Origin of the sequence: Altererythrobacter lutimaris (assembly GCF_013371495.1) — a bacterium.
Lineage (GTDB): Bacteria > Pseudomonadota > Alphaproteobacteria > Sphingomonadales > Sphingomonadaceae > Erythrobacter > Erythrobacter lutimaris_A.
In genome coordinates, this window is sequence record NZ_JABWTA010000001.1 from 2,156,162 (window position 1) to 2,167,544 (window position 11,383).

9 protein-coding genes are annotated in these 11,383 nt (G+C 58.5%); 2 read left to right on the forward strand and 7 right to left on the reverse strand.

Going from position 1 to position 11,383, the window contains the following annotated elements:
* Together HUO12_RS10385 and HUO12_RS10390 are read right to left on the reverse strand one after the other, a co-directional pair.
* Positions 1–900 (reverse strand): hypothetical protein, encoded by a 900-nt coding sequence (locus HUO12_RS10385; RefSeq protein WP_176273537.1) that lies wholly within the window; start codon positions 898–900, stop codon positions 1–3.
* Positions 901–916: 16 nt separating this feature from the next.
* On the reverse strand, positions 917–1,966 hold the full coding sequence (locus HUO12_RS10390; protein ID WP_176273538.1) for a diacylglycerol/lipid kinase family protein: 1,050 nt from the start codon (positions 1,964–1,966) through the stop codon (positions 917–919).
* A 132-nt stretch (positions 1,967–2,098) separates the two neighbouring features.
* Here HUO12_RS10390 and HUO12_RS10395 point away from each other — a divergent pair, with 132 nt between their 5' ends.
* Positions 2,099–3,307 (forward strand): M20 metallopeptidase family protein, encoded by a 1,209-nt coding sequence (locus HUO12_RS10395; protein ID WP_176273539.1) that lies wholly within the window; start codon positions 2,099–2,101, stop codon positions 3,305–3,307.
* Complete coding sequence (locus HUO12_RS14700) at positions 3,196–3,795, forward strand: GFA family protein (RefSeq protein WP_456298150.1); 600 nt, start codon at positions 3,196–3,198, stop codon at positions 3,793–3,795. Before HUO12_RS10395 ends, HUO12_RS14700 begins: the two co-directional genes overlap by 112 nt.
* Positions 3,796–3,886: 91 nt before the next feature.
* Here the strand turns inward: HUO12_RS14700 and HUO12_RS10405 are convergent, their stop codons facing one another.
* The 5 genes from HUO12_RS10405 to HUO12_RS10425 form a co-directional block, all read right to left on the reverse strand.
* Positions 3,887–5,470 carry a sodium:solute symporter family transporter gene (locus HUO12_RS10405; protein WP_176273541.1) on the reverse strand — a complete coding sequence of 528 codons (1,584 nt, stop codon included), beginning with the start codon at positions 5,468–5,470 and terminating at the stop codon, positions 3,887–3,889.
* 122 nt (positions 5,471–5,592) lie between these two features.
* Positions 5,593–8,028 (reverse strand): glycoside hydrolase family 3 protein, encoded by a 2,436-nt coding sequence (locus HUO12_RS10410; RefSeq protein ID WP_232367371.1) that lies wholly within the window; start codon positions 8,026–8,028, stop codon positions 5,593–5,595.
* A 104-nt stretch (positions 8,029–8,132) separates the two neighbouring features.
* The gene (locus HUO12_RS10415; RefSeq protein WP_176273542.1) at positions 8,133–9,344 is read right to left on the reverse strand and encodes an MFS transporter; all 1,212 of its coding nucleotides are present in this window, start codon (positions 9,342–9,344) and stop codon (positions 8,133–8,135) included.
* A gap of 13 nt (positions 9,345–9,357) precedes the next feature.
* Positions 9,358–10,419, reverse strand: a complete 1,062-nt coding sequence (locus HUO12_RS10420) for a LacI family DNA-binding transcriptional regulator (RefSeq protein ID WP_176273543.1) — start codon at positions 10,417–10,419, stop codon at positions 9,358–9,360.
* A gap of 13 nt (positions 10,420–10,432) precedes the next feature.
* Positions 10,433–11,332: a glycoside hydrolase family 16 protein gene (locus HUO12_RS10425; RefSeq protein WP_176273544.1), complete on the reverse strand. Its 900-nt coding sequence runs from the start codon at positions 11,330–11,332 to the stop codon at positions 10,433–10,435.
* Between the last annotated feature and the right edge of the window lie 51 nt (positions 11,333–11,383).

Genomic DNA, 11,383 nt, shown 5'->3' on the forward strand with positions numbered 1-11,383 from the left:
CTATTCGCCGCGCTTGCGCTTCTCTCGCCAGATTTTGAACAGTACGCCCGGCGCCGCGAGGATCGGATGCTTCTCACGGAATGGCGTCACCTTGACCGGAATGCCGGTGTGTCGTTCGATTTTCCACGCAGCGTAGCGGCCCGCGCCTTCAAACGTCGTGCTCGCTTTTATCAGCCTCGTTATGTTGAGGGTCTTGCCCATCCGGCGGCGCGTCTTCCACCATCTCAGCACCATCTCCCGGTCATCTCGGGACATCTCGGGGGCTAAAGTTGCGCCATCGCGTTCGAATGTTACGCCGGCAGCATCCCAGGCAAGCGGCAAGAGCCCGTCGAAATGGGCTTCGTTTACCGAGAGAATATCGTTCTCGCGACCAGCTTTTTCTACCCGGAATTCAGCGCTGTAGGTCGCCCGAAACAATGCGCGCCAATAGTCCTCCGCTCGGCCTTCTTCCGGTCCAAGCGCTGCAGCGAGCCGCGCAGCTGTCTGCGCCGCAGCGCTGATAGCATCTACAACTTGCCGTTTGACCGCATCATCCAAAAACCAAACCAAGCCAGCAGGTTGCACGAAGCGCGCCCAGATTGTCGTATCGAGCCGCTCGCCTGCAGAAGCCGCGTAAAAGCGCTCCAATGACATGGTCGCGACCTTGGCGCGCAGCGTTATTCCGCCTTCACCTTCACGCTCATGATAGGAGACACGCGGCCAGATCCGCTCCTGCTGTCTGCCGGGCAAAAGCAAATAGAAATCGAGCACGCCATCGAGCGATCCGGTGCGAAGATTTGATCCGTAAAAGAGCACTGCGATAGCCCCGACTTCGTTCGCAAGCGCGCGACCGAAGTCAATTACTTGCGGATCAATCGGTGCAGCCAACTGCTCCGCAATTCGTCGTTCCAATGCTGACATGGATTGGATCTCGCGATCAGGCCGGTGGCGCTACAAAGCTCAGTTCAGGGCCAGTGAGAACTTCATAGCGGCCGGGCGGAAATGCTTCGCCGTCAAGAATGAAAGCCTCATCGAGCTCCATCTCGAAGCCACTGGTTGCAACCCTGTGAATGCCGCGCTCTCGCAAATTCTTCGGAGACCAACCCATAGCGATGAACGGCAGCAAAGCAGTCGTACGCCGCGTGATCTGATCGAGCACCGCCAGCTTCAAGCCCTTTTGCAGGTGCCCAAACGGCTTGATACCCGCTGGCATCCGCTCCAAAGTCGAAGCGAACAGCAACTGCCGACGTGTCGGATCGCCTTGCCCGCTATGCGCCAATGGAGCTCCACCCGGTGTCAGCTTCACATCCATGGTGGCGCCGCGCCGCCAAGGGTTCTCGCGTGAACCGAAAACAGCTTGCAACACACCCCAGGCTGTCGTCACGCCGACCGCTAGGCTATTGAAAGCGCCGAGTTTGTGCGCGCTCTGCCCTGCTTGCGTGCCAAGCGTGAACGCTCCTGCACCCAGAATAAAGCCGAGAACGCGGGCATCAGGATCGCCTTTGGGTTGGATCGCCATCGGCGTTCGAACAATCCGGCGCCCCTGTCGAAAAGCATCAATCGCTGCCTGGATAGACCAGTCTGACGGCGCATCCAGGTCCACCGTGAGCGCGTTGGTCTTGCCCTTCGGAAGCACCGCGATGGTAGGCCAGTTGTCGCCGAAAATGGCCTGGCCGTTCGTTAAGACATCGCGCACCGTTCCATCACCGCCATTAATGATGAGCAGATCAATTTTTCGTGCGGCAAAGTCAGCAAGAGCTTCCGGCAATTGATCGCGATTGCCCGGCTGACCAACGAATATATGCGGGCTGCCTCCGCAGTCGAGGTCCTGTCCGCGATTGCGATGGCTGCGCGGATTGTAAATCACGCCCACACAAGGCTCCGCACCGCAATCGGTAGCGGGCGCCTTTCCCTCCGCCTCACCGGCAGCAGCCGACAGGCCCCGCGCGCGCGGTAAATGGCTGAATTCGTGCACAGATGACGACATGGTTTCCGGCCCTTAACCTGAATTGGGCGCTCGCTCCTAGGGAATTCTCGTATGACGCGAGATAAGGCCAGCGCGCTGTGGCGCTTATGCAAAAGCGCTTGAGCGAGCCAAATGCGGCGCTAACATCACGAAATGCTGACACAAGACCTGCTCGATTCCGCCCGTGGCCTCGCTGACAATATCGTCACTTTGCGCCGCGCCATCCACAAAGAGCCCGAGTTGGGCCTCGAAACGCCCAAGACGCTCGCCAAGGTCAGAGCCGCCCTCGAGGGCCTGCCTTTGACATGGCGGGAAGGTCCTTCCTGCACTGGCGCCATTGCGACGCTGGTTGGGGCAGGCACGGGGCCGGGCGCCGAGCGCCGTGTTCTGCTGCGCGGCGACATGGATGCGCTGCCGATGGACGAGAAGACTAACCTCGAGTTTGCCTCAACCATCCCTGGCCGCATGCATGCATGCGGACATGACACGCACACGGCAATGCTGGCAGGTGCAGCACAATTGCTCTGCGCCAAGCGTGACAGTTTTGCAGGCACAATCGACTTCATGTTCCAGCCGGGCGAAGAAGGTTATCACGGCGCGCGCTTCATGCTGGATGACGGACTGATTGATCCGCTACCTGATGCAGCCTTTGCCTTGCATATCATGCCTAACGCTCCGTTTGGCGTGCTGGGTGGACGCGCTGGACCGCTGCTCGCAGCGGCTGATGAATTCAATATCACCGTCAAAGGGCAGGGCGGGCATGCCAGTATGCCGCATGATTGCGTCGATCCAGTCCCCGGAGCTGCTGCGATTGTTGGCGCGATCCAGGCAATGGTGACGCGCCGCTTCAAGGCGGCTGATCCAGTCATCGTGACTGTCACGCAAATTCAAGCAGGCACCGCGCACAACGTCATAGCTGATGAAGTAAAGCTGGGCGGTACGATGCGTTCATTGAGCCCAGAGCATCGCGCGAAAGTGCACAAGTTGATTGAGGAAACCGCGAAGCAAACCGCCGCTGCTTATGGTTTGGAAGCGGAATGCGAGATCACCATGGGCTTTCCAGTCACGATCTGCGATCCGCGCGCGGTCACTCTGGGTAGCGCCGTTGCAAAGGAGCTAGGCGGTGAAGGCGCATGGCTCGAGCTGCCTGATCCGATCATGGGAGCCGAAGATTTCTCCTATGTGCTGGAGAAAGTGCCCGGCGCGATGTTCTTCCTGGGCGTCGCCTGTGAAGGCGAAGACTGGACACAGTGCTGCGCGATCCACTCACCGCGCATGCATGTCGACGAGAATGCATTGCCGCGCGGCACCGCAATGCTGTCAGGCTGCGCGCTCAAATTCCTCGAAGAAGGATTTGCTTAGAAGCGCAGCTGGCGCGCAAGGAGGCAGAACTGGGGCGGGTTTCCGGACAGTGCGGATGTGGGGCGTCACGGTTTTCGTTGAGCCGAATGCCGACCCGCCGGTTCCTCTGTCACTGCACAATTTGCCAAGGCGTCTACCATGCGCCCTTCGCTGACGCGATGGTTGCCAGCGCGAGAAGCATAGAGATCGCATCCGAAAACTCGCTGGATTTCAAACGCCTCAATGGTGAGAAAAGCGTGGATCGGGGTATATGTCGTAACTGCGACATACCAACCGTTGGGTTCCTGCAGATTTTTCCAGGCTTCACGCTTGGCCTTGTTCCGACTGCTCGCCTTCAGGACCCAACAGGCGCGCCGAGGCCGTCGATGCACATCTTCTATGAAAGTCGCATAGCCGATGTGGAGGACGATCTGCCAAAGTACAAAACCCCCAGCGAAAGCGTGAGAGCATGTCTGTGGCCATTCCTGGCCGGCTTTGTGGGGATTTAGCTCGAGGAAACCAAAAGCGCCGAAGCCACCGCTGGGTGACTCCGGCGCGACTGACCCGCGCTCTCCCCCAAGAGCGCGGCTCAGGGAGCTTCTACCACAACCAGACGTAAAGGCCGACAAGGATCGCAACTGTCAGCATCGCCAGCGTGTTGAACAGCATGGTCGTTGCGAACGCGATGTCGCCGAGCTTGACTGTCTGCTCTTCTTCCGGCGGTGTGGTCATTCGCGAGACGACTGCAGCCGCGATGATCGAAAGCACAAATACACCCCAAATGCGGATGATGAAGGGAACGTCCGGCATACCGAACTTCAGCGCGATATTGACCGCAAGCGATCCCAGCAGCGCCGTGAATGCACCGACGGCGTTCATTTTCTTGTCGAAGAAACCCAAGAGGAAGACGACCACGATGCCCGGCGCGATAAAGCCCGTATATTCCTGAACCGTCTGGAACCCGCTTTCAAAGCCGCCAATGAATGGGCGGGCGAGGAACAGCGCGATCACCATGGCAGAGAAAGCGGCCACACGCCCTACCGTCACATAATGTTGCTCAGGCTTGGATGGCTTCCAGCTTTTGTACAGGTCCATCGTGAAGATCGTCGAAATCGAGTTCATCATGCTCGCCAACGAACTGACCACCGCAGCGATCAGCGCAGCAAACACCAGACCGCGAAGACCGGCCGGCGCAAAGCTCATCAGCTCGCCATAGGTGCGGTCAGATTTCTCAGCCAGCGCCTGACCATCAAGCATGCCTTGTTGGGCAAGGATCACCGCAGCGATACCCGGGATGACCACAATGAACGGAACCAGCACTTTGAGGAAGGCTGCAAAGGCCAGGCCTTTTTGCGCTTCGCCTAGGTTTTCAGCGCCCAATGCACGCTGGATGATGTACTGGTTGAAACCCCAATAGCTGAAGTGAAGCACCCACAGTCCGCCCAGCAGCGTCCATATGCCCGGCAGGTCGGAGTAAGCCGGATTGCTTTCTTCGAGGATCATTTCGAAGTGGCCCGGCATTTCCTGCATCAGGAAGCCGAGCCCGCCGAGCGCGCCATCAGCGGGCAGTGCATCAAGCGCAATCCATGTGATCGCAAAGCCGCCAAGGATCAGGATCACAACCTGAATGATATCGGTCAGCGCGACCGCCTTAAGGCCGCCATAGAGCGAATAGAGCGCTGCAAATCCCGCGAGAGCTGCCATGGCAGTCATGACACTCCAGCCGGTCAGTGAGGTTACTGCGAGGCCGCCGAGCCACAGCACGGTGGTGAGGTTGACGGCAGTATACAGTGCAACCCAGAAGACGCTCATCAAGGTCTTCACGCCGTGACCATACCGCTGGTCGAGAAACTGTGGCATGGTGTAGATCTTGCGTTTCAGGAAGATCGGCAGGAAATACTTCGCAACGATTATCAGGACAATCGCGGCTTGCCATTCATAGGCAGCAATCGCGATACCAACGGCATAACCTTGGCCTGATTGCCCGATGATCTGTTCAGCAGAAATGTTCGACGCAATCAGCGAGGCGCCAATGGCCCACCATGGCAGAGCGCGGCCCGCGAGGAAGTAATCCTCTGTGTTCTTGTCATGCCCCTTGGGCTCTCGGCTGACGAACAGCGCGATCCCAAGCAATGCGATGGCATAGCCTGCGATGATGACGATATCGATCGTTTCAAGCGTCACGAATTTTCCCCTCCCGATGAAGATTTGGTGACTTCGCCAGCCAATATCTCCGCCCGTTATATTGCTTCGTTAGCGCAGCTTGGGCCAGCGCTGATTACGTATACGAATGCGCAGCCCCTCTATCAGAATGCGCAAGCGGTGGTTTCCGCCAGCTCCTCCCGACGGATGCTGGAAATGCGGAAAGTGACTTCGCCATCGGATTCAAACGCTATACGCGACGCAAGCGAGCCTGCACAATCCGTGGTCAGCACCATCTCGCGCCAACCCTTGCCTTGCGCGAGTTCAAACTGAGCAGTCACATCGATGGGCTCGCTATCCCCGAACCGGAGCCGCACAGGTCCTGTCGGGCGCGTCACGACCTCGTAAGCGATACGGTAAGCGCCGCCAGTGTCGCTCGATTGCTCCAGTCCGAAATAGGAACCTGCGCGCATTGTGATTTCGCGCGAATCCTCCTGCGCGTCGCGATCAAAGCCGCGAGCGAGCACGCCAGAGCCATTCATGTCGCCGCGCATTTGCGGCATCAATTCTTCAAAACCGGCCCCATCCAGTCGTCCTACAAACGCGCTCACTCCTGGACCCAGACGACCGAAACCAAACATCTCTGCGCCTTCGACGATCTCGAGAGCAGCGCAGTCTTCGCTGAGTGGACTTAGCGCCGATATGTCATCGAATGAGCGGCCATAGCCGAGTGCGAACAAGGCGCCTTCCGGGCCATTGAGCGGAGCGCCTTCGCAGGTTGCGGGCCATGAGAAAGACAGCCTGCCCGTCGCTTCCACCTTGCCAGTCAGAACGTCCGCAACGCCTGCTCCTTCGCTCCCCGGAAGCCACGAGGCGACAAATGCATCGGCTGCATTGAGTTCGCGGTTCATCCACATGGGACGACCGGACAGGAATACTGCGACGGCGGGAATGCCTTGCGCTTTGAAAGAGCGAAGCAGTTCCAGCCCCTCTTCATCGCGGAACACCAGATCGCGCTGGTCTCCGGCAAATTCGGCATAAGGCCGCTCGCCAAAAACCACGATCGCAACGTCCGGGCGCGCGTCGAACGAACCGTCTTCAGAAAGCGTGGCCGAGCCGCCGCTAGCCGCTACATTCTCCCTAATGCCATCCCAGATCGAAGTCGCTTTGGGGAAGCGCTCGCGCGGCAGCTGGTCCTTGCGCCCGCCCTGCCATTCGAGCGTCCATCCGCCCGACGCTTGCCCGACATCGTCGGCTGCGCTTCCGGCGACAAGCACATTCATGCCGGCCTTCAGCGGCAAAACGCCATTGTTCTTGAGCAGCACTTGCGATTTCGCGACTGCTTCGCGCGCCAGCGCACGATGCTCGGGCGAGGCGAGCAGTTCATACTTACCCGCAACGCCGCGCTCGGACGGACGCTTGGCGTTTTCGCCTAAGAGCCCCGCACGATATTTGACCCGAAGGACCCGCGTGACCGCCTCGTCGACGCGCGCCAATGGAATGGTGCCATCCTGAACCTGCGCGATGAGATTCTCCATCAGCGCTTTCCAGTCGTCCGGCACCATGTAGATGTCGAGGCCAGCCAAGAGCGATTGCGGGCAATCCGTAACGGTGCAGCCTTTGATCTGACCGTGACCATTCCAGTCGCCAACAACCAGGCCGTCAAACCCCATCTCGCTGCGAAGCACGTCTGTCAGCAGATCCTTGTTTCCGTGCATCTTGCGACCATTGATCGAGTTGAAGCTCGCCATGATCGCTTCGACACCGGCATCAATGGTGGCGGGGTACGGCTTGCCATGAAGCGCAAGAAGCGCGTCGATATCGCCGTTTACATCGCCCTGGTCGACGCCATTTTCCGTACCGCCATCGCCAAAGAAATGCTTAGCCGTCGCGATAACGCGTGTGTCGCCAAGATAGTCGTCGTCGCCGCGCTTACCTTGCTGGCCTTCAACCAGAGCGGTTCCCAGCTTTGCGACCAGATCGGGGTTTTCCGAATAGCTTTCGTACGTGCGGCCCCAGCGATCATCCCTCGCAACTGCCACGGTCGGCGAGAAGTTCCAGTCGATCCCGGTGACTTCAATCTCGATCGCTGTCGCATGGCCGATCCTGCGAACAAGGTCGGCATCTCCGGCCGCGCCCAGTGCAATATTGTGCGGGAACAGCGTTGCCCCGACGATGTTGGAGTGGCCATGCACGGCATCGGTGCCCCACATGACAGGAACGACCGGCTCACCATTGGGAAGCGGTTTGACCGACGCTTCATACATCTCATCAGCCAGTCTCAGCCATTCCGAAGGGGGTGCAAACTCATCCCCATAAGGCCCGCCATTGCCGCCATTCAAGTAGCTGCCGAAGCGGTATTTCTCCATATCTTCAGTGGTGAAGGAGTTGATCTGCGGCTGGATCAGTTGAGCGATTTTGCGCTCCAGGCTCATGCGCGCAACATAGTCCGCGACAACGCGATCCTCTTCATACATCGTAGCCGCATCTGTTGCGACAGCCTGACTGGCTTCTGACGATACGGTTTGAGGTGTCGCGCAAGCTGACAGAACGGCTGTCATTGCCGCAAGCGCGATAGTTACACGTAACCCGGCACGCATTGAAATTCCTCCCTCCCGAGCGATAGCGTTCTATCCCGTCGACCACGGTCTTGAGAACGTTATCAATGGCTGATTTGCCACGCTTTTACGCGCAATGCAAGCCGCTAAGTCTGGCGTCTGAGTGATCCCACAAGAAGTGCAGCACCCATCACCAGTGCGGCCAGCACAAGGAACAGCGCATCAAAGCCAAACACCGGCACCAGGCTCAGTGCGAGCCACGGCACGATCAGCGAAGGAATTGTGTTGGTGAGGTTGAAGATACCAAGATCCCGCCCCCGGTGCTGAGGCTTGGGCAAGACGCGCAAGGTCTGGCTCGAATGGAGCGCCAGAAAGATCATCGAAGCGATCCCGAACAAGACGTAGCCTGCGATCGCGAAGTGAGCGCTGGATGAGATGGCCATCACAAACAGCCCAACGGCTGATATTGCGGCCGCAACAGCAAGCGGGATGAAGGGCTTTTCAGTGCGGTCCGACCACTTTCCCGCATACAATGCGATCGGAACGGATACCACCAGCACAAGGCTGAACAATCGCGCGGAATCGCTTTCATCGAGACCAATATCCAGCGAGCGCAACCAGAACAGCAGAAAAGCGAACAGTCCCGCTTCAGCGATCTGGACAAGCAGGCGCGCAGACCACATTCGTTTGACCGCAGACGAACTTCTTTTGTCCGCATCCTGCGGCTTGGAAGGCACAGCTGCGTTATCCGTTTGCATCAACTCGGGGAGAACACGATTCTTGCCGAGCAGAAGTGCAGGAGTGACCATCAAAATGACCAGTCCAGCCACGATGGCCAGCCGCATGTCCTGACTTGCAAGTCCGGGAATGGTCACCAGTGCGCCTGAAAGTGCACCGATCGCGGGAGCGAAAGCCAAAAGGCCGCCCAAGAGCCCTTTCTGCTCATTTGGCACGCAGTCGCCGGCCCAAGCAATGATCGGCGCCAGCAGCATATTCAGGCCGATCTGCCATGCCATGATGAGAGCGATAAGGCTCGGGACACTCTCCGCCCAGCGCATGCTTACAAGCAAAGCGCACGATGTAATCAAACCCATCGCGATCCAACCGCGCCGGTTGTGCGTCACATCGCTCGCCCAGCCAAAGGCGATATTTGCCAGGCTTGCAACTACAGCGCCCGCAAATGTCGCATAGGCAAGCGCGCCCACTCCATCACCGGCAGCGATTTCTTCAATTCGAACCGGCAGCAGCACTGTAAGAAACGGCACATAGGCCACTGCGCCGCCCGAAGCGGCAAGCGCAAGCACCAGCAAGAACCACAGAGGCTGACGCACGGGCGTGTCTGTCTTGGCTCGGCTCATGGATACCGACAAGTTATGCCGGGCTGGTGCCGGGGGCGGGACCGGTCGAGCCACGCTCCACCAAGGCTCCGGGTACGTTGATTACCCCTTGAGGGGCATCTTGCTTGTGCGCCTGAATGAGTAGCTCTGCGGCTTTGGCACTGGTCGCAGCGATAGGCTGGTCGACAGCCGTCAGCTTAGGGAAAGTGAACTTCACGATGGGCGTGTTGTCGAAGCTGATGAGCGACAGATCGTCCGGCACTCTGAGCCCCATTTCGCCCGCTACTTGCAAGCTTGCAAGCGCCATCTGATCGCTCGAGGCAATCAGCGCGGTCGGGCGGTCGATATGAGTGAGCAAAGCATGCGCAGCGCGTGACCCTGAATCAAACCCGAAATCGCCCTTCTCGCATAGTTCTGCAGTCGACAGGCCAGCCTGCTGCATCGCCTTGCGCCACCCGTCAACGCGCCAGCCTGAAAGACTGTATTCGTCCGGCCCGGCGATAAAGCCGATCCGTTTATGCCCGAGCGCGATCAAATGCCTGGTTGCGAGCTCGGCATTACCTTCATCATCCATCGTCAAACGGATGCCGGGGCCTTTTTCACGCGAACCAATCCGCGCGAATGGAATAGCCGCTTTTGCGAGCAGGTTGGTGATAAGGGGGTTTTCCGAGTGCGGCGGTGTAAGGATAACGCCATCGGGTTGCAATGCTGCAATCGCGGCCTTCAATTCGCGTTCGACATGATCACTATGTGTGTCAACCAGCTCGATCATCATGCGATAGCCATGCTTATCGCAGGCGAGCATCCCGCCAAGCAGCATCTGATCGACCCAGTCCGTGCCGAGCCGGTCGCGCCAGTCATTCAATGTCCGCTCGCGGTCATTCAAAGCGAGGATCAGGTAGGACCGCGAGCCGCTCATTCTTTGAGCGGCAATCGATGGTACATAGCCCAGCTTGTCGATCGAGCTCTGCACCCGATTTTTCATGGCGGGGCGAACATTGGGCTCATTATTGATGACACGGCTGACCGTCTGCAGAGAGACCCCTGCATCCTCAGCAACATGCTTGATCGTTACTGCCTGGCGGCGCCTCGCCATCGCTTAGCCCTCTTCACTCTGGCGCTTGATAAACGCGAACGTGGTCGATTTCCATACGCTGCGGAAGCGCTTCATCGTCCACGCCTTTGCGTCCACCCCAATCGCCGCCAACCGCGATATTGAGCAGCAAGTGCATTGGTTCATCAAAGGGCCAACGCGAGCGGCCTGAACGCATCTTCTTGAAAGCGAAGCGCGGGGCGTCATCGACGGCAAAGATCAGCCCATCAGGCCGCCACAGCAATTGATAGCGATGGAACTGGGTGCAAGCCGTCTCAACGGTGTGGCTGGTGGTCTTCTGCGTGCCTTTGCCGAAGTTGAACGCCTTTGTGTGAACCGAATGGTGGATCACATTCGGTTCGTAACCGACATGCTCCATGATATCGATCTCGCCGCCTTCTGGCCAAACGACATCGGGGTCTTCAGGCAACATCCAGATGGCCGGCCAAGTCCCGCGTCCACATGGCAGCTTTGCGCGGATTTCGTAAAAGCCATTGACCCAAGCCGCCTTGCCCTTCGTATGGAGCCGCGCAGAGGTGTACTTCTGGCCGCCATAGTCCGCTTCGCCAGAAACAGTTTCACCGTCACGGCGCGCTTCGATGATCAGATTGCCGTTTTCGATCCGGGCATTCTCCGGCCGGCCTGCGACGTAATACTGCAGCTCGTTATTGTACCAGCCTTCGCTGTTGCGATAGACATCATACGCCCACTTTTCAGGGTCGGGCACTTCGCCTGTGTTAAATTCGTCAGCAAATACCAGCTCAAATCCCGGAGGCGCACGGTGTGGCTCCATTGCGGCCGATGCTTGAGCTTTCACAACTCCCGTACCGACGGGATTAGTGTCTGTTTGCTCGGCTTCTTGTGAAGCTACGACGGACGCAACCAAGGAGGCTGCAAAGATCAGCGAAAAAGACATGGCAAGACCTTAAGCGACAAGAGCAGATGCGAAAAGGGCGGCAGGTTCCCC